This window comes from Acidovorax sp. FHTAMBA (genome assembly GCF_038958875.1).
Lineage (GTDB): Bacteria > Pseudomonadota > Gammaproteobacteria > Burkholderiales > Burkholderiaceae_C > Acidovorax.
Map to the genome: position 1 here is coordinate 3,534,124 of NZ_CP152407.1, position 23,909 is coordinate 3,558,032.

A 23,909-nucleotide genomic window follows, 5' to 3' on the forward strand; every position below is an offset into this window, starting at 1 on the left:
CGGCACGCAACGCAGGCTCTCGGGCGCCGCACGCCCGCCGGCGCGGGACGCGGTCAGTCCGCGCCGTCGTTGCTGCCGGGCGCGGGCTCGCGCACCCCCGAGCCTTTGCCCTTGGCCTTGGTGCGCGCATCCTTTTTCGCCTGGCGCTTGGCATCTTCGGCCAGGCCCGCAGCGCGCCAGGCTTCAAACTCGGCGGGCGTCTCCAGCGTGATGCGGCCAAGGATGGCGGTGCGAAAGTCCGTCATCACGATCTCGGCCGTCTTTTGCAGGTTGACCTTGCCGCCGCCCAGCATGGCGCCGCGCTTGCGGCCAATGGCTTCGAGCAGCTCTTCGTCGTGCATCGTGGCGACAGCACCCGCAGGCAGGCCCAGCTTGTAGCGCGCTTCCAGCAAGGGCGCATAGTTTTTCTGCAGGCGGCGCAGCAGCTCCAGCGCCACCAGTTCCTCGTCGTACGCATTGCGGCCTACGGCACCGCTGGCGGCCAGGTTGTAGCCGCTTTCGGGCACCACAATGCGTGGCCACAGCATGCCGGGCGTGTCCCACAGATAAAAGTCGTCGGCCAGCGTGATGCGCTGCTCCAGCTTGGTAATGCCGGCCTCGTCACCCGTCTTGGCCTGGCGCTTGTTGCTGAGGGTATTGATCAGCGTGGACTTGCCCACGTTGGGCACGCCGCAGATCAGCACGCGCATGGGCTTGGCCATGCCGCCCCGGTTGGGCGACAGCAGGTGGCACGCGTCAATCAGCTTGCGCGTGGGGGCCGGGTCAGATGCATCGAGCGGCAAGGCGCGCGTGTCGCTCTGGGCGTTGTACCAGTCCACCCACAGCGCCGTGCGCTCGGGGTCGGCCACGTCCTGCTTGTTGAGCACCTTGAGCGTGGGCTTGTGGCCTGTGATCTCGGCCAGCAGCGGGTTGGCGCTGGAGCCGGGCAGGCGCGCGTCCAGCACCTCGATCACCACGTCAATGTCCTTGATGCGTTCGGTGATGGCTTTGCGGGTCAGGTGCATGTGACCGGGGAACCACTGGATGGCCATGCGGGGGGTACTTTCTTCTGTGTTCTAAGGGTGGCAAGGATAATCGCGGTCTTCCTTCTGCCCACGCCCCGGCGTTTTTATCTGCATGCCTGCACCTCTCGACACCCCGCGCAAGCCCAACGCCACCAAGGCCGACAAGGAGCTGCTGTTCAAGAGCGTGACCCTGGCCCTGATTGGCCTGGTCATCTTGCTGGCGCCTCATGTGGCCCGCTCCGCCAGCGTGCGCGATCTGATGAGCCAGGCGGCCCTGGTGGGCTGGTTTGCGCTGGTGCTGGGCATCGCGTTTGGCGTGCAATACGGCCTGCGCCGCGCCAAGGCGGGGCGCCGCCAGCCGTGACAGCGCCTGAACTGATAGACCCAGCCCCGGCGGTGGACGGCGCCACTGCGCAAGCCATGTTCGCGGCGCTGCAGCAGCGCGCGGCTGCTCTGGGCATCACGCTGCGCAACCCGCCGCCCGAGCCCACGACCTGCTGCGGGCGCGGCTGCAACGGCTGCGTGTGGGAAGGGTTTCTGAGCGCCGCCGAATACTGGCGGCAAGAGGCCTTGCTGCAGCTGCAAGACTGACTTTGAAGCGTTTTGGGCTGGTAGCGCCAGTGCAATATGCCTGAGCAGCTATCAATTCAATAGCAGATCAATCGGATCCCGCCCCGCGACCGCGAACTCAGCCCAGCTGCTCCACCGCTATGGACTGCTGGCGCGCAAAGGCTTCAAGGCGGTGCTGGTGGCTTTGCACGTGCTGCACAGCACGCGGACTGACGGTGTGAGTTCAGGTGTGACCGTCAGTGCACAGGCATCTGCGCACTTCGACGTTTTTCCCCAGCACACGAAGACTGCCCAAAGCCGACAGTCTTGCATCCATGCGCTGCACACAATGACCTGAAGGACGCAAGCCCCACCGTCAAAGTCAGGAGAAAAAATGCTTTCACCCCGCCAGGTTTCTGATCCCGCAACCGGCACTGCCCAGCGTTATGACGTGGTCATTGTGGGGGCCGGCATCTCCGGCATCTGCAGCGCCACCCTGCTGCGCAAGCATTGCCCGCAATTGAGCTTTCTCATCGTGGATGCCATGGAGGCCCCCGGGGGCACCTGGCTGATTCACAAATACCCGGGCGCACGCTCGGACAGCGACCTCTTCACTTTTGGCTATGACTTCAAGCCCTGGAAGGGCAAGCCCATTGCCTCGCGCGAGGAGATCCTGGACTACCTTGCATCGACCATCGAGGACGAACAGCTGGGGCCGCACATCCGCTACCGGCATCGCGTGCAGTCGGCCTCGTGGTCCAGTGCGTCCAGCACCTGGACGCTGGACCTTGCCATGGGCGACGCCCGGGAACCGGCGCAGATCCAGGCGGGCTTTCTCTGGATGTGCCAGGGCTACTACCGGCATGGCAAGGGGTATACACCCTCCTGGCCGGGGCTTGAGCAGTTCAAGGGTGAGGTTGTGCATCCGCAGCATTGGCCCGATTCGATCGATCTCGCCGGCAAGCGCGTGACCGTGATCGGCTCCGGGGCGACGGCGGCGACCCTCATACCGGCGCTGGCCGACCGTTGTGCGCACGTCACCATGCTGCAGCGCACGCCCACGTATTTCGCCACCGGCCGCAATGCCGATGCATTGGCCGACGAGTTGCGCAAGCTGGAAGTCGACGAGGCATGGATCCACGAGATCATGCGCCGCAAGGTTGTGCGGGATCGGGCCGACCTGATCGAGCGCGCGCGAACCCACCCGGACGCCCTCAACCAGCAGCTCATCGCCGGCGTCAAGGCCTGCCTGCCCGAGGGCTACGACGTGGAGCGGCATTTCACCCCCCCGTACAAACCGCTTCAGCAGCGCGTGGCCTTTGTGCCCGACGGTGACCTGTTCAAGGCCATCAGCGCAGGCAAGGCGTCCGTGGTCACCGATCAGATTGCGCAGTTCGACGAAAAGGGCATTCAGCTGCAGTCCGGGGAACGCATCGACTGTGACGTGGTCGTCACCGCCACGGGCTTCGAGTTGTCGGTCATGGGCGACATACCGTTCTCGGTGGACGGGCGTGCGGTGGACTTTTCCCAGACGGTGAGCTATCGCGGAATGATGTTCTCCGGCGTGCCCAACATGGCCTGGGTGTACGGCTATGGGCGCTACAGCTGGACGCTGCGGGCCGAGCTCGTGGGCCAGTTCGTTTGCAGGCTGCTGCAGCACATGCAGACCCGCAAGGCCCGGCACGTGACCCCCACGACGCGCCCTGAGGATGCCGGCATGGCGCTTGGCACCTGGGTCGATACGGAGGACCTGAACGCCGGGTACATGTTGCGCGGCCTGCATCGCCTTCCCCGGCGCGGCGACAAGCCCGAGTGGCAACACAGCCAGGACTATCTCTATGAACGCAAGGCGCTGCCCAGCGTGGATCTGACGGATCCGCTGTTCTCCTACGCAGACTGACAACGCAACCTCCACGGTGCAAGGCACCACACAACCAAGGAAATTCACCATGAAGACATTCAATGGCCGTGTCGCAGTCATCACCGGCGGCGGTTCGGGTCTCGGCAAGGCATTTGCCATGGCGGCTGCCCAGCGCGGCATGAAGCTGGTGCTCGCCGACATCCAGGCAGACGTTCTGGAGCAGACCGTCCAGGCCCTGCAATCACAGGGAACGGAAGCGGTCGGCGTGGTGGTCGATGTGTCCGATTCCGCGGCGGTGCAAAGGCTGGCCGATCAAGCGCAGCAGTCGTTTGGCCCTGTGCATGTGGTGTTCAACAACGCGGGCGTCACGGCAGGCGGCCTGGTCTGGGAGCACTCGGAAAAGGACTGGGAGTGGCTGCTCGGCGTCAACCTCAAGGGCGTCATCAACGGGGTTCGCTGCTTCGCGCCGCAAATGCTGGCCGCTGCCGCGGCAGACCCCGCCTATGAAGGCTGCATTGTCAACACGGCGTCCATGGCGGGCTTGCTCACCTCCCCCGGAATGGGCATCTACAGCGTGTCCAAGCATGCCGTGGTGGCGCTCTCCGAATGCCTGCGCCACGACCTGGAGATGGTGACGCCGCAGGTGCACGCCGCACTTCTGTGCCCGTCGTATGTATCCACCGACATTGGCCAGTCGGAGCGCAACCGGCCCGCCCATCTCTTGGATGAAGGCGGCCTGACGAAATCCCAGCTCGCAGCCCGCAAAGCCTCGCAGCAGGCGGTGATGAATGGCGCCATCTCTGCGCAAGCGGTGGCCGAGATCACCTTCCAGGCGATCGAGCAAGACCGCTTCTACGTTTTCCCCAGCCCGGAAGCACTCCCGCTGGTCAAGTCCCGCATGGACCACGTTCTGGATCAGACCAACCCTGATCTGCCGTACGAAATGGTCCCCGCCCTGAAAGCCCGGCGCGATCGGCTGATGGCCGCCATTACGCACTGAGCAACATTTCCCCCCACCCACAACATAACGACTGTTTGGAGACAACACCATGAAGATGATTCGACGCGCATTCCCCGCTGCCACGTTGGTCCTCCTGACCTGCAGCCCATGGGCGCTCTCCTCCGCGCTGGCGCAACCCGCCTACCCCAGCGCCCCCATCAAAATCATCGTTCCGTACCCCGCCGGAGGTGCGTCGGACGCCGTGGCACGAATGATCGGCGAGAAGCTGCAACAGGCCTGGGGACAACCCGTTTACATCGACAACAAGCCGGGAGCCTCGGGAATCATCGGCACGCAGGCCACCATCAAGTCCCCGGCAGATGGCTACACGCTGCTGGCCCACAACGTCGTGCTGATTCAGCAACCCGCGGTGATGGAGAAACTGTCCTTCAATGCCTTCAAGGACCTGCTCCCGGTGGTCATGACGATTCGCACGACCAACCTGTTCGTCGTGCCCAATGACTCGCCGGTGAAATCCGTGGCAGAGTTCGTGTCCCAGGCCAAGGCCAACCCCAACAAGTTCAGCTACGGCAGCTACGGCATCGCCAGCGGCGCCCATTTCCAGGGCGAACTGCTCAAAATGCAGGCGGGTATCGATCTGGCGCATGTGCCATTCCAGGGGTCGGCACCCATGATCACCAACATCGTGGGCGGCCAGCTGCCGAGCGCGTTCATTGATGTTCCGTCTGCGCTTCCGCACATCAAGTCGATGAGGCCGCTGGCGGTCGGTGGCCCGCAGCGCCTTCAGGAACTGCCGAACGTGCCCACCTTCGCTGAACTGGGCTACAAGTCGTTCGAACCCATGGGATGGCACGGCCTGTTCCTTCCGGCGGGGGCGCCTCCTGCCGTTGCGCAAAAGATTGCCAACGAGGTCAGCAACATCCTGCGCATGCCCGATGTGCTGGCAAAGCTCAAGACGCTCGGCGTCATCGCCGGCGGCGGGACCCCCGAGGAATTTGCACAACAGATCAAGGCCGACGCACCCGTCTATGCGGAGATCGCCAAGGCGGCCAACATCCGGCTGACGCAGTGAGGCATGCGCAAATGTCCCCCGCAGCGATCGACAAGGCAGCCCCCATGGCAGCGCAGGCCGATGAACGTGAATGCTCCCGCGAAGCGGTCATGGACCATGAAGGCGGGCTGCTGCGCATCCACTACACGGACACGGGGGGCAGCGCGCCCCATGCACCGGCGGTTGCGCTGTTGCATGGCTCGGGGCCCGGCACGACGGGGTGGAGCGCATTTGCCCTGCAGCGCCCGGCCCTGCGGGATGCGGGATTTCGCCTGATCACGCCGGACCTGCCGGGCTGGGGCCGCAGCGACGGCGTGGTTTGCAAGGAGGATCGTTCGCAATTCAACGCCCGGGCACTGCATGCGGTGCTGGACGCCGCCGGCGTCCACGAGCCTGTGCATCTGGTGGGCACTTCCATGGGCGCCCACAGCGCAGTGGCGTTTGCGCTGCAGTGGCCGGGGCGTGCCGCACGCATGGTGCTGGCATCGGGCGGCACGGGGGGCCGCAGCAATTTCCATCCTGTCTTGCCCGAGGGCGTGCGGTCCATGCTGGACTTCTACCAAGAACCCACTGCGGCCCGCATGCGCAGCTTCCTGGAATGCGTTGTCTTTGACTCCAGCGCCCTCACCCCGGAGATGGTGCAACAGAAGCTGGCGGCGGCCATGGCCTGCCCCCAGCACCTGGAGAACTTTGTGGAAAGCCTTCGCCAGTACCCCACCCAGTTTGGCGACGTCACCCACAGGCTGGCAGAGATCACGTTGCCCACGCTGGTGATCTGGGGCAGCGAGGACCGGGTGGTACCGCTGGACATTGGCCTGCAGATCGCGCAGCGCATCCCGGGAGCCGACCTGCACATGCTGGGCCGTTGCGGCCATGTACCCCACCTGGAGCGGCCCCACGACTTCATCCATCTGTTGACGCGGTTTCTTGCATGAGCGGAGTGTGTCAACCTGAAAACGGCTGCAGCACGCGCCCGCCGGAGCAGTGACTCAGCAGTCACCACGCCTCAGGAGACACGCCGCAGAGCCTCCGGATCCAGTAGCGTGACCCCTCCGTACACCAGGCGCAGCAGGCCCTTAGACTCCCATTCCTTGAGCTGCCTGTTGACGCTTTGCCGCGAGGCGCCCAGCCGCTGCGCAAGCCCTTCCTGGGACAGGCGAAGCTCGGGCTGCTGCGCGGCACCCTCGCGCATCGCCATTTCCCGCTCGGCGAGCAGGCGCTGGGCCAGCCGCACGGACAGCGGCTGCAGGATGCTGGCATCGATCCGCTCAATGGCCCATTTGTACCGGTAACACACCACGCGGAGGAACTCGCGAAGGTAGTCGGCATTGTTGTCCACCACCTCGTGAAGACGCCGGGCCGGCACCACGAGCAGCTCGGTTTTCACCAGCGCCTTGGCGTCATGGACCCGGGGAGCATTGATGAACAGGGTCAGCTCACCAAACCATCGCCCCTGTTCAGCCACGCCCAGCACCGCTTCCCTGCCGTTGACTGAAGTGGCGCTCAGTTGAACGGCACCTGATTCGACGCAGAACACCGAGTCAGGCGCCGAGCCCCGCGTGTAGAGGACCTCGTTTCTCGACAGGTGCCGCCGGCGGGCGCCGACCCGCAACAGCCGCTCCAGCTCGGGAGACAGTCTGTCTGGAGCAATGCCAGAAGGGGTTTCCGGGGGTTGATTTCGCATCCGACGGTTTCCAAAAATGAGGCTTTCACGGACGCCGAATAGTCACTGACCACCAACACACCGCTGAGGGGAGACGGTGGTCCGGCGGGTGTCTTCCCTGCACAAAGCCGCTGCGGCGTGCCATGGGGGACCAGCATCCCCTTTGCTTCAATAAATATAGCTGCCAGCGCTTATACAGAAAGCGCAAGCCCCTAAAAATTACCCCAATTCACCCACTGCCATGTACTGCTCGCGCCATTCCTCAAACGGCAGCGTGTCTGCCGCCTCGATGGCCTTTTGCGCAGCGATCGATTCATCGGCCATCGCCAGGTAGCGCGCCTGCTGCTCAGGCGTCCAGGGCAGGCCCAGCAGCGCATCGCGCGCAGCCATGGACTGCTGGCGCGCAAAGGCTTCAAAGCTGTGCTGGTGACTCTGCACGATGCTGTCGAGAACGCGGGCCGATGGTGTGCGCTCGGGCGCAGCCATCAGGGCGCGGGCGTCGCGCAGCGCGGCGCTGTAGTCATCGGTGCCATGGGTGGCATCCAGCGCGGCAGCCAGCGGCTCGCAGGCGGCCAGCACCTCGGCACCCCATTCGGTCAGCAGCACGCTCTGGCCGTTGCGCGACAGGTGCAGGCCGGGCTCGCGGCCCCGCTCTGCGGTGAGGTGCTGGTTCTGCTTGAGTTCGGCAATCTCGGCCGGCGTGTCGGGCGGGCTGTCGGACAGCAGGCAGTGCAGCAGGAACACGTCGAGCAGGCGCATGGTGGGCGCGGTGATGCCCACGGGCACGAACGGGTCCAGGTCCATCAGGCGCACTTCCACGTATTCCACACCCCGCTCGCGCAGCGCGTGCAGCGGGCGCTCGCCGGTGCGCACGGTGCGCTTGGGGCGGATGGTGCCGTAGAACTCGTTTTCGATCTGCAGCAGGCTGGTGCCCAGCTGGTTGTAGTCGCCGCCGGGGTTGCGCACGCCCACGGTTTCGTAGGCTGGGTATGGCTTGGTCAGCGCCTCGTGCAGCGAGTTGGCGTAGCCGGCGAGGCCGTTGTAGCTCACGGCCAGCGTGGCCTGCGCGTCGCTCTGGTAGCCCAGGCGGCCCATGCGCAGCGACGTGGCGTGCGGCAGGTACAGCGCGCTGCCACCTTCCATGCGCTGCAGGCGGTGTTCGCGCCCTTCCACAAAACAGGGGCACAAGGCGGGCGATGCGCCAAACAGGTACAGCAGCACAAACGCGTGTCGGCGGAAGTTGCGGATGAGCGAAAAGTATTGTTCGCTCGTTACGCCCGGCAGCGACCAGTTGTAGTGAATGCCCGAAATGGTCTGCATGCGGCGGCCATAGCGGTGGCCCAGGCCCATGCGGTACACGCTTTTGGCGCGGCCGATGTTGGAGCTGCCATAACGCGCCAGCGGTATGGTTTCGTCGGTGGGCAGGCCGCAGGGCATGCTGGAGGCCCAGAGCAGCTCGCCACCACTGTCCTTCAAGGTGTGGTGCACGAACTGGTGCACCTCGGTCAACTCGTCCAGGCACTGCTGCACGCCCTTGTGGGCGCCGGTGATCAGCTCCAGCTGCGACTCGCTGTAATCCGTGGTGATCAGGGGGTGTGTAAGGGCTGAGCCCAGGGCCAGCGGGTGTGGCGTGAGGGCCAGGCCGCCGGTGGGCAGCACGCGCAGCCCTTCCTTTTCAATGCCGCGGCGAATCCCCCCCAGGGCGTCCGCCGGGCAGGCGGCCAGTCTCTCGTGCAATGTGCTCATGGTTTTTTACCGATCCAACTTCTGTCGGCCCGGAACTTAGCACGCCGAGCGCTGACCCGCCTGAACGGGCATCAAGCCCTTGCCGCCAAAGCGCGTCCAACTTCGTTGGTGCCCTGCGCTGCGCCGCTTTGTGGTACTTGCTCGCCTGCGCGCTCCGTCACCTCGGCCAGGCGGGCGGCCAGTTGCTCGGGCACTTCGGCGCCGATGCCCAGATGGATGCCCTGGGTGAGCGTGATGTGAGCCGCTTCAAACGTGCCCGCGCCCGCACACAGGATGGTGCGCGTGGGCGCGCTCTCGTGCGCCAGCACCAGCATGGCGGGCACCACGGCCTCGGGCTTCAGGGCGTCCAGCACTTCCTGGGGCATCAGGCCCTCGGTCATGCGCGTGGCGGCCGTGGGGGCCAGGGCGTTGACGTGGATGTTGTACTTGGCGCCTTCGATTGCCAGCGTCTGCATCAGCCCCACCTGGGCCAGCTTGGCCGCGCCGTAGTTGGCTTGCCCAAAGTTGCCATACAGGCCGGTGGACGAGGTGGTCATGACGATGCGGCCATATTGCTGGGCCACCATGTGTGGCCACACGGCCTTGCAGCAGTTGGCAGCGCCCATCAGGTGCACATCCACCACCAGGCGGAAATCATCCATGCTCATCTTGGCAAACGACTTGTCGCGCAGGATGCCCGCGTTGTTGACCAGGACGTCCACCCGGCCCCAGGCATCGATGGCCTGCTGCACCATGGCCTCGACGGCGGCAAAGTCGGTGACCGACGCGCCATTGGCCAGCGCCTCACCGCCTGCGGCACGGATCTCATCGACCACGGCCTGCGCAGCCGTCACCGTGCCGCCGCTGCCGTCCACTGCGCCGCCCAGATCGTTGACCAGCACCTTGGCGCCCCGCCTGGCCAGCGCCAGCGCATGCTGGCGGCCCAGGCCGCCACCGGCGCCTGTGACGATGGCCACACGGCCTTTGAAATCAATAACCATGGTGAAGGTTCTCCTGTTGTCTCAATGGGTCGATGAATGAATGACTGAACGAAGCGAAAAAACCTGGCACCTGCTTGAAGGCGTTGGCGCCGCGCGCTGCACTGTAAGCCACGCGCGGGGGGCAGCCGGTTGCGCAGGCGACTGAATCACACGCCCGAAGACCCCGCGTTGCCACGGGCACGTGCACAGCCGCGGCGCATTGGGAATAATCGGCCTCGCAAACCCATTCCCGGGGGCGCACCTGCGGCGGCACCGTATCACTCACAATTTCATAGCTATCAGCGCTTACCTATCAAGCGCTAGAGGCCATTTTTATCAAGGATTTCCCATGAAAGCAGTCTGGAACGGCGTCGTGGTTGCCGAGAGCGACGACACCGTGGTGGTCGAAGGCAATCACTACTTCCCCGAAAGCGCACTCAAGCGCGAACACTTCACCTTCAGCAACCACAAGACCACCTGCGCCTGGAAGGGCCAGGCCAGTTACCTGTCGCTGCTGGTCAACGGCGAAATGAACACCGATGCGGCCTGGTTCTACGCCGACCCCAAGCCCGAAGCCGAAGAAATCAAAGGCCGCGTGGCGTTCTGGAAGGGCGTGACAGTGACCCCCTGAATGTCTGCCAGCAGGTTATCCCTGCCAGCGCTGGACAATCATGTGGATAAGTTTTGACAAGCGCTGTATGACGGCGCCAAGTGCTTGATTTGTAAAGAAACACACCGCATTGCCTCATTTTTAGGCAATACAAGACGCCCTTGGGATGGGTTATCCCTCCCATCACTGGACAATGGTGTGGATAAGTTTGAACAAGCCTTGTATGAGCGTTTTAAGTGCTTGATTTAAAAGGACTATCCTTGGTCCGCACAAAAAACAGGCAATTGCCAGACCCTTTCCAGCCCTACGTTGGTCACCCTTTGCAAGGCCAGAAAACACCCGGTTATCCCTGTCCACACTGGACAATCTTGTGGATAACTCTGAACAAGCCTTGTATGACAGACATAAGTCGTTGATTTGCAAGCCAACTTCTTGTCTCGCCCAAAAAACAGGCAGTGCCACCCGGGTAAAGCGTCTGCGGTACAGTGCACAGCGGCGCACCATAAAACGCTCATAATTTCATAGCTGCCAGCGCTTTATGGATAAGCGCCAGCAGCCAAGAACTCCATATTCTCAGTGTCTCCCACACCCCTTCAGCACAGCCCCGCCGCCGAGCGCAACCAGACGCCTATCCTGGCGCAACTCCTGGCCGTGCTGCCCCCCAACGGCGCCGCGCTGGAGATCGCCAGCGGTACCGGCCAGCACGCGGCGCACTTTGCCGCCGCCCTGCCCGGCTGGACCTGGCAGCCCACCGACCTGCAGGACACGCACTTCGCCTCCATCACCGGCTGGGCAGCGCAGGCTGGTGCCCGCCACGTGCGGGCGCCGCTCAGGCTGGATGTGCTGCAGACTCCGTGGCCCAGCGAGGGCCCCGCTTTCGGCGCCGCCGCGTTCAACCTGATCTACTCTGCCAACATGCTGCACATTGCCCCCTGGGCCTGCTGCACGGGGCTGATGCAGGGGGCCGCGCGGCACCTGGCACCGGGCGGCCGCCTGGTCACCTACGGCCCCTACCTGGAAGACGGCGTGCCCACAGCCCCCGGCAACCTGGCCTTTGATGCCAGCCTGCGTGCACAAGACGCCGCCTGGGGCATCCGCCGCCTCGAAGACGTGGCCGCTGTGGCCGCCCAGGCCGGCTTGCACCTGGCCGCACGGCACGCCCTGCCCGCCAACAACCTGCTGCTGGTGTGGACCCACGCCACACGCAACGCTTGAACAAAACGCCCCCATGAGCACACCCGACACCGCCCCCTTCTTCACCGCCAGGATCGAGCCCGACGGCGCCCAGTGCGACGCCTGGCCCGAACAGCCCCTGCTGCTGTCGATGGAGCAGGGCGGCATCGACTGGCCCAGCTCCTGCCGCAACGGCACCTGCCGCACCTGCCTTGGCCAGCTGGTCGAGGGCACGGTGCGCTACGCCATCGAATGGCCGGGCCTGAGCGCCGAAGAACAGGCCGAAGGCTGCGTGCTGCCCTGTGTGGCCTACCCCGCGTCGGATGTGGTGCTGCAGGGCAGCGCCATCTGATCTGCGTCAGGCGCCGGACCTTTCAGAAGCCAAGCAGGCCCCGGTGCACTAAAATCCGGGGCTTCGGGGGCAAGGGAGCCTCTGCATGAATGACGCGGCGTGTGCGCTGCGGATCGGGATGGGTTGCAAGGCGCAAAGCACAGCAATAGCGGGGCTATTGCGAGCATTTGCAACGCAGCAGTCCGCCCGAGACCGCAGATGCACGCGGTGCGATGATTCATGTAGAGGCTCCCCAGCTCCTTTGACGTGCGGCAGCGCCGCATCGCATGTTCTTTGGGGCGGTTTCTTGGGGGCACACCGTGGCCCCCGGCCACAGGAACCTGTGCTGCAGCACACCGCCAGCTGGCAAGTCGCCAGCGGCTCCACAGAAAGCCCCAGCCTTCCATGAACACCCCCCTCACCCCCGTGCCGATCTCGCCCGTCGAGGACATCGTGGCCGAGATGCGCGCCGGGCGCATCGTCATCCTGGTGGATGAAGAAGACCGCGAAAACGAAGGCGACCTCGTCCTGGCCGCCGACCACGTGACGCCCGAGGCCATCAACTTCATGGCCCGCTTCGGCCGGGGCCTGATCTGCCTGACGCTCACGCGCGAGCGTTGCGAGTTCCTCAAGCTGCCGCCCATGGCCGCACGCAACGGCACGGTGTACAGCACGGCGTTCACCGTCTCCATCGAGGCGGCAGAAGGCGTGACCACCGGCATCTCGGCAGCTGACCGCGCCCGCACCGTGCAGGTGGCTGTGGATCGCAACAGTCAGCCCAGCGACCTGGTGCAGCCCGGCCACATCTTCCCGCTGCAGGCGGTGGACGGCGGCGTGCTGATGCGCGCAGGGCACACCGAAGCCGGGTGTGATCTGGCCGCCATGGCAGGCTGCAGCCCCGCATCGGTGATCTGCGAGATCATGAAGGACGACGGCACCATGGCCCGCCTGCCCGATCTGCAGCTGTTTGCGGCCGAGCACGGCATCAAGATCGGCACCATCGCCGACCTTATCGAACACCGCAGCCGCAACGAGTCATTGGTAGAAAAAGTCGGCACCCGCACGCTGCAGACGGCGTATGGCGAGTTCACCGCCCACGCCTTCCGCGACAAGCCCAGCCAGGCCGTGCATCTGGCGCTGGTCAAGGGCCAGTGGAGCGCCGACGACGTGGTGCCCGTGCGTGTGCACGAGCCGCTGTCGGTGCTCGATGCGCTCGAAGTCAACCGCTCCATGCACTCCTGGGGCCTGGACACCAGCCTGCAATACCTGGCCAAACAAGGCAAGGGCGTTGCCGTGCTGCTCAACTGCGGCGAAAGCGCCACCCAGCTGCTGGCCCAGTTTGAAGGCACCGCGCGCTCGGCCCAGGCACCCGAGCGCGGCCGCATGGACCTGCGCACCTACGGCGTGGGCGCGCAGATCCTGCGCGAATGTGGCGTGCAAAAGATGGCCCTCATGGGCCAGCCGCGCCGCATGCCCAGCATGGCGGGCTACGGCCTCGAAATCACCGGTTTCATCCCCAAAGAATAGAGACAGGAACAGGATCACTATGTTTGGCGCAGACAAAGGCACCGCAGACAAACTGGACGGCAAGAAGCTGCACATCGGCATCGTGCAGGCCCGTTTCAACGAGAGCATCACCAACACCCTGGCCGCTGCCTGCCGCACCGAGCTGCAGGCCCTGGGCGTGCAGGAAAAGCACATCAAGCATGTGCTGGTGCCTGGCGCACTCGAAGTACCCGTGGCCCTGCAGGCCATGGCCGAGAGCGATGAATACGACGCGCTGATCGCGCTGGGCTGCATCATCCGTGGCGAGACCTACCACTTTGAACTGGTGGCCAATGAATCCGGCGCGGGCGTCACGCGCCTGTCGCTGGACTACCAGATACCGATTGCCAACGCCATCATCACCACCGAGAACATGGAACAAGCCATCGCCCGCCAGACCGAAAAGGGCGTGGACGCGGCCCGCGTGGCGGTGGAAATGGCCAACCTGCTGGACGAGCTGTCATGAGCGAACACACCCCCACGCCGTCGTCGGCACGCCCACCCAAGCAAACCCGCACCGGTCTCACGAGCACGGGGGCGCGCAAGGCAGCCTCCAAGTCCAACCGCAGCCGCGCGCGCGAGTTTGCGCTGCAGGCGCTGTACCAGCACCTGGTGGGTGGCAACGACGCCACGGCCATCGACGCGTTCACGCGCGACCTGGCGGGTTTTCACAAGGCCGACTCGGCGCACTACGACGCCCTGCTGCATGGCTGCATCGAAAGCGCTGCCGACCTGGACGCCCTGATCACCCCGCTGCTGGACCGCAAGATGGCGGAAATCTCGCCCATCGAGCACGCCTGCATGTGGATCGGCGTGTACGAGTTCCAGCACTGCCTGGATGTGCCCTGGCGCGTGGTGCTCAACGAATGTATTGAGCTGGCCAAGGAGTTTGGCGGCACCGACGGCCACAAGTATGTGAACGCCGTGCTCAACGGCCTGGCCCCCAAGCTGCGCGCACAGGAGGTGGCCGCCGACAAGGCCTCTGGCGCCACACCGCCCGCGCCCGCCGACGAAGCCTGAGCGGGCCCCATCCGCCCGCCCTGCTGTGTAGCGCTTTCTGCGGCCACGCACAGGGCGCCCCCCTGATCTCCCCACCCCCCGATCCGCTCGGGCAGGACACCGTCCCATGAAGTTTTCCACGCGCGCCGAGCGCATCGAACCGTTCTACGTGATGGAAGTGGCCAAGGCTGCGCAGGCTCTGGCCCGCGAGGTGGCGGGCACGCGCGAGCCGATGATTTTTCTGAACATCGGCGAGCCCGACTTCACCGCGCCCCCGCTGGTGCAGGAAGCTGCACTGCGCGCCGTGCACAGCGGCACCACGCAGTACACCAACGCCCTGGGCCTGGAGCCCCTGCGCGAACGCATCAGCGGCTGGTACCAGAGCCGCTTTGGCGTGAACGTGCCAGCACGCCGCATCGTGGTCACGGCGGGGGCATCGGCCGCACTGCAGCTGGCGTGTCTGGCGCTCATCGAGTCGGGCGACGAAATTTTGATGCCCGACCCCAGCTACCCCTGCAACCGCCACTTTGTGAGCGCCGCCGAGGGCAAGGCCGTGCTGCTGCCCACCACCGCAGCCGAGCGCTACCAGCTGAGCGCGGACAAGGTGCGTGCCGCCTGGGGCGAAAAAACGCGGGGCGTTTTGCTGGCCTCGCCGTCAAACCCCACCGGCACGTCGATTGCGCCCGACGAGCTGCGGCGCATCCACGACGTGGTGCGCGCGCACGACGGCATCACCATGATCGACGAGATCTACCTGGGCCTGTCGTACGAGGAAGAGTTTGGCCACACGGCCCTTGCCATCGACGACAACATCGTCAGCATCAACAGCTTCAGCAAATACTTCAACATGACCGGCTGGCGCCTGGGCTGGATGGTGGTGCCCGAGGCCATGGTGCCGGTGGTCGAGCGCCTGGCGCAGAACCTGTTCATCTGCGCCAGCACCGTGTCGCAGCATGCAGCGCTGGCCTGCTTCGAGCCTGAGAGCATTGCCGAGTACGAACGCCGCCGCGCCGAGTTCAAGGCGCGGCGCGACTTCTTCATCCCCGCACTGCAGTCGCTGGGCCTGAATGTGCCCGTGATGCCCGATGGCGCTTTTTATGCCTGGGCCGATTGCACGCAGGCCGCGCAGCAGCTCGGCGTGACCGGCAGCTGGGATTTTGCGTTCGAGCTGATGCGCCGCGCGCACATTGCCGTCACACCGGGCCGCGACTTTGGCACGGCCGAACCCGAACGTTTCGTGCGCTTTTCCACGGCCAATTCGATGGCGCAGCTGCAGGAGTCGGTGGCGCGCCTGCGCAGTGTGCTGGGGTAAGGCGCCATGGCGTTCGAGTTTCCCATCCGTGTGTACTGGGAGGACACCGATGCCGGCGGCATCGTGTTCTACGCCAACTACCTCAAGTTTTTTGAGCGCGCGCGCACCGAATGGCTGCGCTCGATGGGTGTGGGCCAGCAGCAGTTGCGGGAACAAACCGGGGGCATGTTTGTCGTAACGGATGCCCAGCTGCGCTACCACCGGCCGGCACGGCTGGACGACGAACTCATTGTTACCGCCGCCTTGCAGGCTGCAGGCCGCGCATCGTTGACAATAGTGCAGAGTGCGCTCCTGAAACCAGAGCAGATGACCGAAAAGACCCCGTTGTTGCTGAGCGAAGGCACCATCCGCATCGGATGGGTGGATGCCGCCACCCTGCGCCCCGCACGAATCCCGAACTCCCTTCTGGAACAACTCACACCATGAACTCCCAAGACATGTCCATCATCAACCTGGTGCTGCACGCCAGCTGGGTGGTGCAACTCGTCATGCTGTTGCTGCTGATCGTCTCGGTGGCCAGCTGGGCCGCCATCTTCCGCAAGCTGTTTGCGCTCAAGCGCGTGAAGACACTGAACGAAGACTTCGAGCGCGAGTTCTGGTCGGGCACCAGCCTGAATGACCTGTACGCCGCCGCCGCGCAAAACGCCAAGCAGGCCGGGCCCATGGAACGCATTTTTGCCAGTGGCATGCGCGAATACCAGAAGCTGCGCGAACGCCGCATTGCGGACACCGGTACGTTGCTCGACGGCGCACGCCGCGCCATGCGCGCCAGCTTCCAGCGCGAAATGGACGTGGTGGAGTCGAGCCTTTCATTCCTGGCATCGGTGGGCTCGGTGTCGCCATACGTGGGCCTGTTCGGCACGGTGTGGGGCATCATGCATGCGTTCACCGGCTTTGCAGGCATGGAGCAGGTCACGCTCGCTACCGTGGCACCCGGTATTGCCGAGGCGCTGGTCGCCACGGCCCTGGGCCTGTTTGCCGCCATACCGGCCGTGATCGCCTACAACCGCTTCGCGCGCGACATTGACCGCGTGGCCACGCACCAGGAAACCTTCATTGAAGAGTTCTCCAACATTCTTCAGCGAAACCTGGGCGCCCAGCCCGCCCCCGCAGGCCATACGGCCTCGGGCCACTGAGGGATACGCCCATGCCCGCCATGGCATCCCGCGGCCGCGGCCGCCGCACCATCAACGAGATCAACATGGTGCCCTTCATCGACGTGATGCTGGTGCTGCTCATCATCTTCATGGTGACTGCGCCCATGCTGACGCCCGGCATGATGGATGTGCCCACAGTGGGTGCGAGCAACAAGCCCCCAAAGGTGTTTGCCACTGTTTTGATCACCAAAGACGGCACACTCCAGTTCAAAACGTCGGAAGCGACTCGCACCCTCAACCAACGCGAGATTGGCGAGGCAGCGAGCCGTTGGCAAAAGGCCCAGACCGGCGACAGCGCAGTCGTCATCAGTGCCGACAAGGGCGTGCAATACGAAACCGTGGTGAAGGCCATGGACGCCTTGCAAAAGGCGGGCGTGCAGCGCGTCGGCTTGTCCGTCAAACAGGGCGGCTGAGCCGGTCACGCGAATCCGCTGTTCCATGCACGCCCACAACGACCTCGACCAGTTTGCCCCACCCAGGCCCCCGGCACGCCTGCGCGCCGTGTCGCTTGCGGTGCTGGTGCATGTGGTGCTGATCGGTGCGCTCACCTGGGGCGTGAACTGGAAGAACAGCGCCGATCAACCCGCCGTAGAAGCCGAACTCTGGGCCGCGGTGCCCCAGCAGGCGGCCCCACGTGCCGCAGAACCCCCACCCCCACCTCCCACCCCCGAGATAAGGCAGCCAGCCCCCGCCCCTGCACCGCCCCCACGCGCCGTTGAGCCCCCCGACACGCGGGAGGCAGACATCGCCATCGAGCGCGAAAAGAAGCGCCTGGAGCAGGAGAAGAAAGCGCGCGAGCAGCAACTGGAGCGCGAGAAGCGCGAACGCGAGCGCAAGGAAGCCGAGCGCCGCGAGCGCCTGGAGCAAGAGAAAAAAGAGCAGCGCGAGAAACAGCTGGCCGTGCAGAAGAAGGCCGAACAGGAAAAGCAGAAGAAGCTGGCAGAGGAAAAGCGCAAGGAAGAGCAGCAGACCCGGCAACTGGCCGAGCAGCGCGAAGCAAACCTTCGCCGCATTCAAGGCCTGGCAGGCGCGACCGGCAGCGAGACCGCAACGGGCACCGCGCAACGCAGTGCAGGCCCTTCGGGCGGCTATGGCGGCAGGGTGGCTGCCAAGGTCCGGCCCAACATCGTGTACCCCGACCTCATTTCCGGCAATCCGCGCGCGGAAGTGGAAGTGCGGCTGTCGCCCGACGGCACCATCGTGGGCAAGCGGCTGGTGCAGTCCAGCGGAAACAAGGCCTGGGATGACGCGGTGCTGCGCGCCCTCGATAAAACCGAAACCCTGCCGCGCGATGTGGATGGGCGGGTGCCCGCCTCGCTGACCATCGGATTCCGGCCGCAGGACTGAGATCCGTCAGCTCCATGGGCCGATATGGCTGGGCTCATGCCCAGTTGTTCAGCCCCGCGACCAGCATGCCCGTGCCCACCAAACCCACTTGCCATCTGAGGGCTGTGGACCACGATGGCACATGCTGCTCTACCCGCACATACAGCTGTCGCCCGGCGGCCAGCGACAGGACAAACGCCAGCACCATGCCCAGCATGTTGGGCACCGGCGCCTCGGGCCACTGCCGGCCCACCACGGTGTTGACCACCAGACACACTGCAAAGTGCACCAGAAAGATCGAGTACGACATCTGGCCCAGGCGCACCAGCGGCGCAAGGCCACACCAGGCGCGCAAAGGTCCGGTTCGCAAGGCGCCCACCAGGCACACTGTGGTGACCAGTGCCACCACGATGCGCCCCCGGAAATCCAGCACCAATCCGATCCCGCCCAGCGCCACGATGAGGCCCACCCAGACGAGCGGGCGAGGGGACTGCACGGCCCAATACGCCAGCATGCCCAGGCCATAGGCACCCAGAAAGTAGGTGGCCCACATGTCCAGCTCGGCCATGCGGTTGAACACCCACAGCGATGCAGCCACGCCCACCACCACGCCAGCCTGACCCAGGCGGGCGCCGTGGCGCCTCGCCCACTCGCCCGGCAAGGCGCGCACGCCCGTCAACAAAAGCACGCTGCACACAAACAGCTGGAAATCAATGGCGACGTACCAGACACCCGCCGACAGGGCGTCTTCGCCCACGATGTCCTGCAGCAGCAGCGCATGGGCCAGAAGCTGGGCCAGCGTGGGCTCGTCGGGAACGGCCGGATGGTCCGTAACCCCGCGCACCGCTGCAGCAGCTACCACCGCCAGCAGCACCGCCACCGCATAGGGCACCACCAGCCGCACAAACCGCCTGGCCACGGCATGTCCTGCATGGTCGAAACGCGCCACCCCGTGGGGCGCAAGGCTTGCAGCCGCCAGATACCCGCCCAGTACCAGAAACACCTGTACCGCCATGCGACCGTAGTCATACAGCCATGCCATCAACGCAGGCGCCAAAGGCTGGGCAATATCCGACATGGGCCCGTAGAACGCCAGGTGGTGCCAGATGATGGTGATGCAGGCCAGCCCCTTGACCATGTCGATCAGGGGCGTGCGGGAGCTGGGGGAGGACATGCGAAGCTAGCCAAAAACCGGCCCCATCTTCCCGCGCCGTCCGCGTGAGGCCCAGGCGCTATTGTCGCCGGTCAGGATGGGCGGCTTTCCACCCTGCTGTCTGCACCGCCGCGCCGGGCCTCATCGCACAACCCTCCGCGGAGATGATTCAGTAGCGCAGACTGCCCTCTGCATCCACGATGGCCAGTTCCACATACGTCGAGCCATTGCGGCTCTTGGGGGAGTACTTCACGTTGAAACGGCCGAACGAGATTTCGCCCGCATCTTCCATGGCCTTGATGAAGCTCTCGGTGGTCAGGTTGCGTCCCGTGCGGCGCAGTCCCTCGACCAGCAGCCGCGCGTGCACAAACCCGTCAAACTGCGCTGCCGACGGCTGGGCGCCAGGTGATTTGGCGCGCAGCAGGTTGAGGTAGTCGGCCACCACCGGGATGGTGGTGTTGCGCAGCGACGGCATGATCTGCGCCAGGATGATGCCGCGCGCTTTTTCCTTGAGCTCGCGGTTGATAACGTCCAGGCTCATGACCGAGAAACCATAGTAGGCGGGCCGCGCACTGGTGGTCTGCACCTCCTTGATGTAGTTGGTGAAGGAGGCGCCCCCCGTCGCCACGATCACGGCTTGCGGCTGGGCTTTGTCCGTGGCCGCCGCCGCTGCAGCGAAGTCCGGCTTCTGCGGATCGACCTTGAACTCCGCCATGAAGGGCAGCTGCAGTGCCTCCGACGCCTTGCGCAGCTCTGCCACGAGGGCCTTGCCCAGGCCATCGTCCAGATAAAGAACCGCCACGCGGGTGATGCCCTGGCGCTGCAGCTGTGAGACGATCTTCTGCGCTTCGCTCGCGTAGCCCGCGCGCACGTGGAACACCAGGGGGTTGAAGGTTTCGCGCAGCGCAGAGGCGCCGGTGACGGGCCCGAACAGCAAGGTGCGGTGCTCATTGACCAGGGGCAGGATAGCAGCGGTCTGCGCCGTGCCCGTGCTGTGGTAGATCATGAAAACCTTGTCCGCTTCGAGCAGCTGGCGCGTGTTGGCCACGGCCTTCTGGGCGTCGAAGCCGTCGTCCAGCGTGGTGTAGCGGATCTGGCGGCCGTGCACTCCACCCTTGGCATTGACGGACTCGAACAGCAGCCGCGAGCCTTCGGTGTACTGCACCGTCTGCGGCCCCAAAGGCCCTGAAAGCACGACCGACGCGCCCAGGTGGATTTCGGTGTCGGTCACCCCTTCGTTGCGGGCATGGCCCGCTCCGGCCATGCCCAGCGCCAACACCAGCATCATCATGAAATTGCGCAAAATCTCTCCCTCCTTGTTCGACAACACGGGGGTGCAACCGCGCAAGTCATCCGGCGGAACGCACCCTGTATACCGTCAGCGGCCATGCAGCGGCGCTGCATGGCCATCGGCATTTAGTTACTTAGTATCACCATTTTCCCCGCAACCTCCAAAGTATTGATGGGGGTTTGCCCTTGTGCATGCCGCCCAAAAGCACTTCGCCCGCCCAGCGCGGATGCACAGGGCGGGCGAAATGAAGACAGCGGTGTCTACGGGCGTTGCAAGTTGCAGGGCAGACCCATCACAACCCCCAGCCGATTCGAGCGTTAGAGCATTACAACTTCAGGCGCGCGCGGGCGGCCTCGTATTCGCTGCGCAGGCGGGCCACCAGCTCGGCCGTGCTGGTCACGGCGTTGATGGCGCCAATGCCCTGGCCGCAGCCCCAGATGTCTTTCCAGGCCTTCTTGGCGTCGCCGCCAAAGTTCATCTTGCTGGGGTCGGACTCGGGCAGGTTGTCGGGGTCCATGCCCGCAGCGCGGATCGACGGGGCCAGGTAGTTGCCGTGAACACCGGTGAACAGGTTGCTGTAGACGATGTCGTCGGAGCTGCCGTCCACGATGGCCTGCTTGTAGGCATCGCTGGCGCGGGCTTCGTGCGTGGCGATGAAGGCCGAGCCGATGTAGCCAAAGTCTGCGCCCATGGCCTGCGCTGCCAGCACTGCATCACCGCTGGCGATGGAACCACTGAGCGCTACGGGGCCGTCGAACCACTGGCGGATTTCCTGGATCAAGGCGAAGGGGCTTTTCACGCCCGCATGGCCGCCCGCACCCGCGGCCACGGCGATCAGGCCGTCAGCGCCCTTCTCGATCGCCTTGTGCGCAAACTTGTTGTTGATGATGTCGTGCAGCACCACGCCGCCCCAGGCATGCACGGCCTGGTTGACATCCTCGCGCGCGCCCAGGCTGGTAATGATGATCGGCACCTTGTACTTGGCGCACACCTGCATGTCGTGCTCCAGCCGGTCGTTGCTCTTGTGCACGATCTGGTTGATGGCAAAAGGCGCGGCGGGCTTGTCGGGGTTGGCCTTGTTGTAGGCAGCCAGGGTTTCGGTGATCTCGGCCAGCCATTCGTCGAGCAGTTCGGCGGGGCGGGCATTGAGCGCAGGCATGGAGCCCACCACGCCGGCCTTGCACTGCTCGATCACGAGCTTGGGGTTGCTGATGATGAACAGCGGCGAGCCGATGACGGGCAGCGAGAGGTTTTGCAGCGCGGCGGGCAGTTTGGACATGGCAACAACTTCCAGGACAGAAATTTATATGAAACAAGCCTCTAGCGCTTATCCATCAAGCGCCAACAGCTATCATTTTTATATCAACAAGCCCCATGAACGGGGCCGTCTCCTCACAACACGATCGAACTTCAGAACGCTTCCAGCGCGAGTTCGGTCACGCTGGCTGCGCCTTCCACGATGCTGTCGCGCAGGCCCGGCGCCTTCACCAGAATGTGATCAGCGTAGAACTGGGCCGTAGTGATTTTTGCGCGCATGAACGCTTCATCCTGTCCCTTGTGCAACAGGTCTTGCGCCACCAGCAGGCTGCGCGCCAGCTGCCAGCCAGCCACCACATTGCCCGCCAGCATCAGGTAGGGCACGCTCCCCGCGAACACGGCGTTGGGCTGGGCCTTGGTGCCGCCGGCTACGAAGTCAATCACATCGAGCAGCGCCTTGCGCGCAGCCGTGAGGCGCTTGGCCACGGCCAATGCAGCGGGGGTGCCGCTGGCCAGCAGGTCGGCCTCGGTCTTCTCGATCTGCGCAGCGATGCCCTTGGCCGTCTGGCCGCCGTCGCGCGCCGTCTTGCGGCCCACGAGGTCGTTGGCCTGGATGGCCGTGGTGCCTTCGTAGATGGTCAGGATCTTGGCGTCGCGGTAGTACTGCGCCGCGCCGGTTTCTTCAATGAACCCCATGCCGCCGTGCACCTGCACGCCCAGGCTGGTCACTTCCAGGCTGGTCTCGGTGCTGTAGCCCTTGACCAGCGGCACCATGAATTCATAGAACGCCTGGTTCTGCTTGCGCGTGTCGGCATCGGGGTGGTGGTGGGCCGCATCGAACGCTGCTGCGGCCACCGTGGCCATGGCGCGGCAGCCTTCCACGGTGGCGCGCATGGTCATGAGCATGCGCTTCACATCGGGATGGTGAATGATGGCGGCGCTGGCGTTGATGCTGCCGTCCACGGGGCGGCTCTGCACGCGGTCTTTGGCGTACTGCACGGCCTTCTGGTAGGCGCGCTCGGAGATCGCAATGCCCTGCATGCCCACGGCATAGCGGGCGGCGTTCATCATGATGAACATGTATTCAAGGCCGCGGTTTTCCTGGCCCACCAGGTAACCCACAGCGCCGCCGTGGTCGCCAAACTGCAGCACGGCGGTGGGCGATGCCTTGATGCCCAGCTTGTGCTCGATGCTCACGCAATGCGCGTCGTTCCGCGCGCCCAGCGTGCCGTCCTTGTTGACCATGAACTTGGGCACCACGAACAGGCTGATGCCCTTGACGCCCTCGGGCGCGCCCTGCACACGGGCCAGCACCAGGTGGATGATGTTCTCAGCCATGTCGTGCTCACCGTAGGTGATGAAGATCTTGGTGCCGAAGATCTTGTAGGTGCCGTCGGGCTGGGGTTCGGCGCGCGTGCGCACCAGGGCCAGGTCCGAGCCTGCCTGGGGTTCGGTCAGGTTCATGGTGCCGGTCCATTGGCCGGTCACCAGCTTTTCGAGGTACGTGGCCTTGAGTTCGTCACTGCCTGCGGTGAGCAGCGCCTCGATGGCGCCGTCGGTCAGCAGCGGGCACAGCGCAAAGCTCATGTTGGCGCTGTTGGTCATCTCGATGCACGCCGCGCCAATCGTCTTGGGCAGGCCCTGGCCGCCAAAGTCGGCGGGGTGCTGCAGGCCCTGCCAGCCACCGTCAGCGTACTGGCGGAAGGCCTCCTTGAAGCCGGGGGTGGTGGTGACCACGCCGTCCTTCCAGCTCGACGGGTTCTTGTCGCCTTCCCAGTTGAGCGGCGACAGCACCCCTTCATTGAACTTGGCGCACTCTTCCAGCACGGCAGCCGCCGTGTCCAGGCCGGCGTCTTCAAAGCCGGGGATCTGCGCGATCTGTTCAATGTTGGCCAGGTGCTCGATGGCGAACAACATGTCCTTGACGGGGGCGGTGTAGCTCATGGGTGTCTCCGGGAAAG

25 protein-coding genes are annotated in these 23,909 nt (G+C 64.9%); 17 read left to right on the plus strand and 8 right to left on the minus strand.

What is annotated here, in order from left to right:
- Positions 1-53: 53 nt before the first annotated feature.
- Positions 54-1,031: a ribosome biogenesis GTPase YlqF gene (gene ylqF / locus AAFF19_RS16570; protein ID WP_008906078.1), complete on the minus strand. Its 978-nt coding sequence runs from the start codon at positions 1,029-1,031 to the stop codon at positions 54-56.
- A gap of 85 nt (positions 1,032-1,116) precedes the next feature.
- Here ylqF and AAFF19_RS16575 point away from each other — a divergent pair, with 85 nt between their 5' ends.
- From AAFF19_RS16575 to AAFF19_RS16600, 6 genes are all read left to right on the plus strand, one after another.
- Entirely contained in the window at positions 1,117-1,368 is a 252-nt protein-coding gene (locus AAFF19_RS16575) for a hypothetical protein (protein ID WP_121419482.1), read from the plus strand.
- 56 nt (positions 1,369-1,424) lie between these two features.
- Complete coding sequence (locus AAFF19_RS16580; RefSeq protein WP_121422635.1) at positions 1,425-1,595, plus strand: oxidoreductase-like domain-containing protein; 171 nt, start codon at positions 1,425-1,427, stop codon at positions 1,593-1,595.
- 352 nt (positions 1,596-1,947) lie between these two features.
- A complete protein-coding gene (locus AAFF19_RS16585) occupies positions 1,948-3,453 on the plus strand; it encodes an NAD(P)/FAD-dependent oxidoreductase (protein ID WP_342720577.1) in 1,506 nt (501 codons plus the stop codon).
- 49 nt (positions 3,454-3,502) lie between these two features.
- Positions 3,503-4,414, plus strand: coding sequence for an SDR family oxidoreductase (locus AAFF19_RS16590; protein ID WP_342720578.1), 912 nt, complete (start codon positions 3,503-3,505; stop codon positions 4,412-4,414).
- Positions 4,415-4,463: 49 nt separating this feature from the next.
- Positions 4,464-5,447, plus strand: coding sequence for a tripartite tricarboxylate transporter substrate binding protein (locus AAFF19_RS16595; RefSeq protein ID WP_342720579.1), 984 nt, complete (start codon positions 4,464-4,466; stop codon positions 5,445-5,447).
- Positions 5,448-5,458: 11 nt separating this feature from the next.
- Complete coding sequence (locus AAFF19_RS16600; protein ID WP_342720580.1) at positions 5,459-6,361, plus strand: alpha/beta hydrolase; 903 nt, start codon at positions 5,459-5,461, stop codon at positions 6,359-6,361.
- 71 nt (positions 6,362-6,432) lie between these two features.
- Here AAFF19_RS16600 and AAFF19_RS16605 read toward each other — a convergent pair whose 3' ends face one another.
- The 3 genes from AAFF19_RS16605 to AAFF19_RS16615 form a co-directional block, all read right to left on the minus strand.
- The gene (locus tag AAFF19_RS16605; protein ID WP_182119840.1) at positions 6,433-7,110 is read right to left on the minus strand and encodes a Crp/Fnr family transcriptional regulator; all 678 of its coding nucleotides are present in this window, start codon (positions 7,108-7,110) and stop codon (positions 6,433-6,435) included.
- A gap of 198 nt (positions 7,111-7,308) precedes the next feature.
- Positions 7,309-8,835, minus strand: a complete 1,527-nt coding sequence (gene gshA, locus AAFF19_RS16610) for a glutamate--cysteine ligase (RefSeq protein ID WP_182119841.1) — start codon at positions 8,833-8,835, stop codon at positions 7,309-7,311.
- 71 nt (positions 8,836-8,906) lie between these two features.
- Complete coding sequence (locus AAFF19_RS16615; RefSeq protein ID WP_342720581.1) at positions 8,907-9,815, minus strand: SDR family oxidoreductase; 909 nt, start codon at positions 9,813-9,815, stop codon at positions 8,907-8,909.
- A gap of 328 nt (positions 9,816-10,143) precedes the next feature.
- Between AAFF19_RS16615 and AAFF19_RS16620 the strand changes: the two genes are divergently transcribed.
- The 11 genes from AAFF19_RS16620 (at position 10,144) to tolA (ending at position 18,268) form a co-directional block, all read left to right on the plus strand.
- Positions 10,144-10,425 carry a DUF427 domain-containing protein gene (locus AAFF19_RS16620; RefSeq protein WP_008906083.1) on the plus strand — a complete coding sequence of 94 codons (282 nt, stop codon included), beginning with the start codon at positions 10,144-10,146 and terminating at the stop codon, positions 10,423-10,425.
- Positions 10,426-10,980: 555 nt separating this feature from the next.
- The gene (locus tag AAFF19_RS16625; RefSeq protein ID WP_342720582.1) at positions 10,981-11,619 is read left to right on the plus strand and encodes a DUF938 domain-containing protein; all 639 of its coding nucleotides are present in this window, start codon (positions 10,981-10,983) and stop codon (positions 11,617-11,619) included.
- 13 nt (positions 11,620-11,632) lie between these two features.
- Positions 11,633-11,929 carry a 2Fe-2S iron-sulfur cluster-binding protein gene (locus AAFF19_RS16630; protein ID WP_008906085.1) on the plus strand — a complete coding sequence of 99 codons (297 nt, stop codon included), beginning with the start codon at positions 11,633-11,635 and terminating at the stop codon, positions 11,927-11,929.
- A gap of 384 nt (positions 11,930-12,313) precedes the next feature.
- Entirely contained in the window at positions 12,314-13,435 is a 1,122-nt protein-coding gene (ribBA, locus tag AAFF19_RS16635; protein WP_182119844.1) for a bifunctional 3,4-dihydroxy-2-butanone-4-phosphate synthase/GTP cyclohydrolase II, read from the plus strand.
- A 19-nt stretch (positions 13,436-13,454) separates the two neighbouring features.
- On the plus strand, positions 13,455-13,919 hold the full coding sequence (gene ribH, locus AAFF19_RS16640; protein WP_182119845.1) for a 6,7-dimethyl-8-ribityllumazine synthase: 465 nt from the start codon (positions 13,455-13,457) through the stop codon (positions 13,917-13,919).
- On the plus strand, positions 13,916-14,473 hold the full coding sequence (gene nusB, locus AAFF19_RS16645) for a transcription antitermination factor NusB (protein ID WP_182119846.1): 558 nt from the start codon (positions 13,916-13,918) through the stop codon (positions 14,471-14,473). Before ribH ends, nusB begins: the two co-directional genes overlap by 4 nt.
- 106 nt (positions 14,474-14,579) lie before the next feature.
- Positions 14,580-15,764 carry a pyridoxal phosphate-dependent aminotransferase gene (locus AAFF19_RS16650; RefSeq protein WP_182119847.1) on the plus strand — a complete coding sequence of 395 codons (1,185 nt, stop codon included), beginning with the start codon at positions 14,580-14,582 and terminating at the stop codon, positions 15,762-15,764.
- A gap of 6 nt (positions 15,765-15,770) precedes the next feature.
- Positions 15,771-16,190 carry a tol-pal system-associated acyl-CoA thioesterase gene (gene ybgC / locus AAFF19_RS16655; protein WP_182119848.1) on the plus strand — a complete coding sequence of 140 codons (420 nt, stop codon included), beginning with the start codon at positions 15,771-15,773 and terminating at the stop codon, positions 16,188-16,190.
- The gene (tolQ, locus tag AAFF19_RS16660) at positions 16,187-16,900 is read left to right on the plus strand and encodes a protein TolQ (protein ID WP_008906091.1); all 714 of its coding nucleotides are present in this window, start codon (positions 16,187-16,189) and stop codon (positions 16,898-16,900) included. Before ybgC ends, tolQ begins: the two co-directional genes overlap by 4 nt.
- An 11-nt stretch (positions 16,901-16,911) precedes the next feature.
- Positions 16,912-17,334, plus strand: coding sequence for a biopolymer transporter ExbD (locus tag AAFF19_RS16665; protein ID WP_182119849.1), 423 nt, complete (start codon positions 16,912-16,914; stop codon positions 17,332-17,334).
- A 25-nt stretch (positions 17,335-17,359) separates the two neighbouring features.
- Complete coding sequence (tolA, locus tag AAFF19_RS16670; protein ID WP_182119850.1) at positions 17,360-18,268, plus strand: cell envelope integrity protein TolA; 909 nt, start codon at positions 17,360-17,362, stop codon at positions 18,266-18,268.
- 34 nt (positions 18,269-18,302) lie between these two features.
- On the opposite strand, the gene AAFF19_RS16675 is transcribed toward tolA, so the two are convergent.
- The 4 genes from AAFF19_RS16675 to AAFF19_RS16690 all read right to left on the minus strand — a co-directional run bounded on the left by AAFF19_RS16675 (position 18,303) and on the right by AAFF19_RS16690 (position 23,892).
- A complete protein-coding gene (locus AAFF19_RS16675; protein WP_182119851.1) occupies positions 18,303-19,421 on the minus strand; it encodes an acyltransferase in 1,119 nt (372 codons plus the stop codon).
- 148 nt (positions 19,422-19,569) lie between these two features.
- On the minus strand, positions 19,570-20,703 hold the full coding sequence (locus AAFF19_RS16680) for an ABC transporter substrate-binding protein (RefSeq protein ID WP_342720583.1): 1,134 nt from the start codon (positions 20,701-20,703) through the stop codon (positions 19,570-19,572).
- Positions 20,704-21,016: 313 nt separating this feature from the next.
- Positions 21,017-21,970, minus strand: a complete 954-nt coding sequence (locus AAFF19_RS16685; protein WP_008906096.1) for a nitronate monooxygenase family protein — start codon at positions 21,968-21,970, stop codon at positions 21,017-21,019.
- A gap of 131 nt (positions 21,971-22,101) precedes the next feature.
- The gene (locus AAFF19_RS16690) at positions 22,102-23,892 is read right to left on the minus strand and encodes an acyl-CoA dehydrogenase (RefSeq protein WP_342720584.1); all 1,791 of its coding nucleotides are present in this window, start codon (positions 23,890-23,892) and stop codon (positions 22,102-22,104) included.
- Positions 23,893-23,909: the final 17 nt, after the last annotated feature.

Excerpts from the sequence above, each read along its gene's own strand:
- gshA (WP_182119841.1), bottom strand. The coding sequence starts at position 8,835 with ATGAGCACATTGCACGAGAGACTGGCCGCCTGCCCGGCGGACGCCCTG.
- AAFF19_RS16685 (WP_008906096.1), bottom strand. The coding sequence starts at position 21,970 with ATGTCCAAACTGCCCGCCGCGCTGCAAAACCTCTCGCTGCCCGTCATC.
- AAFF19_RS16690 (WP_342720584.1), bottom strand. The coding sequence starts at position 23,892 with ATGAGCTACACCGCCCCCGTCAAGGACATGTTGTTCGCCATCGAGCAC.
- nusB (WP_182119846.1), top strand. The coding sequence starts at position 13,916 with ATGAGCGAACACACCCCCACGCCGTCGTCGGCACGCCCACCCAAGCAA.
- tolQ (WP_008906091.1), top strand. The coding sequence starts at position 16,187 with ATGAACTCCCAAGACATGTCCATCATCAACCTGGTGCTGCACGCCAGC.
- ybgC (WP_182119848.1), top strand. The coding sequence starts at position 15,771 with ATGGCGTTCGAGTTTCCCATCCGTGTGTACTGGGAGGACACCGATGCC.
- AAFF19_RS16615 (WP_342720581.1), bottom strand. The coding sequence starts at position 9,815 with ATGGTTATTGATTTCAAAGGCCGTGTGGCCATCGTCACAGGCGCCGGT.
- AAFF19_RS16665 (WP_182119849.1), top strand. The coding sequence starts at position 16,912 with ATGCCCGCCATGGCATCCCGCGGCCGCGGCCGCCGCACCATCAACGAG.
- tolA (WP_182119850.1), top strand. The coding sequence starts at position 17,360 with ATGCACGCCCACAACGACCTCGACCAGTTTGCCCCACCCAGGCCCCCG.
- ribH (WP_182119845.1), top strand. The coding sequence starts at position 13,455 with ATGTTTGGCGCAGACAAAGGCACCGCAGACAAACTGGACGGCAAGAAG.
- AAFF19_RS16630 (WP_008906085.1), top strand. The coding sequence starts at position 11,633 with ATGAGCACACCCGACACCGCCCCCTTCTTCACCGCCAGGATCGAGCCC.
- AAFF19_RS16580 (WP_121422635.1), top strand. The coding sequence starts at position 1,425 with ATGTTCGCGGCGCTGCAGCAGCGCGCGGCTGCTCTGGGCATCACGCTG.
- AAFF19_RS16590 (WP_342720578.1), top strand. The coding sequence starts at position 3,503 with ATGAAGACATTCAATGGCCGTGTCGCAGTCATCACCGGCGGCGGTTCG.
- AAFF19_RS16620 (WP_008906083.1), top strand. The coding sequence starts at position 10,144 with ATGAAAGCAGTCTGGAACGGCGTCGTGGTTGCCGAGAGCGACGACACC.
- AAFF19_RS16600 (WP_342720580.1), top strand. The coding sequence starts at position 5,459 with ATGTCCCCCGCAGCGATCGACAAGGCAGCCCCCATGGCAGCGCAGGCC.
- AAFF19_RS16605 (WP_182119840.1), bottom strand. The coding sequence starts at position 7,110 with ATGCGAAATCAACCCCCGGAAACCCCTTCTGGCATTGCTCCAGACAGA.
- AAFF19_RS16650 (WP_182119847.1), top strand. The coding sequence starts at position 14,580 with ATGAAGTTTTCCACGCGCGCCGAGCGCATCGAACCGTTCTACGTGATG.
- ylqF (WP_008906078.1), bottom strand. The coding sequence starts at position 1,031 with ATGGCCATCCAGTGGTTCCCCGGTCACATGCACCTGACCCGCAAAGCC.
- AAFF19_RS16675 (WP_182119851.1), bottom strand. The coding sequence starts at position 19,421 with ATGTCCTCCCCCAGCTCCCGCACGCCCCTGATCGACATGGTCAAGGGG.
- AAFF19_RS16575 (WP_121419482.1), top strand. The coding sequence starts at position 1,117 with ATGCCTGCACCTCTCGACACCCCGCGCAAGCCCAACGCCACCAAGGCC.
- AAFF19_RS16585 (WP_342720577.1), top strand. The coding sequence starts at position 1,948 with ATGCTTTCACCCCGCCAGGTTTCTGATCCCGCAACCGGCACTGCCCAG.
- ribBA (WP_182119844.1), top strand. The coding sequence starts at position 12,314 with ATGAACACCCCCCTCACCCCCGTGCCGATCTCGCCCGTCGAGGACATC.
- AAFF19_RS16595 (WP_342720579.1), top strand. The coding sequence starts at position 4,464 with ATGAAGATGATTCGACGCGCATTCCCCGCTGCCACGTTGGTCCTCCTG.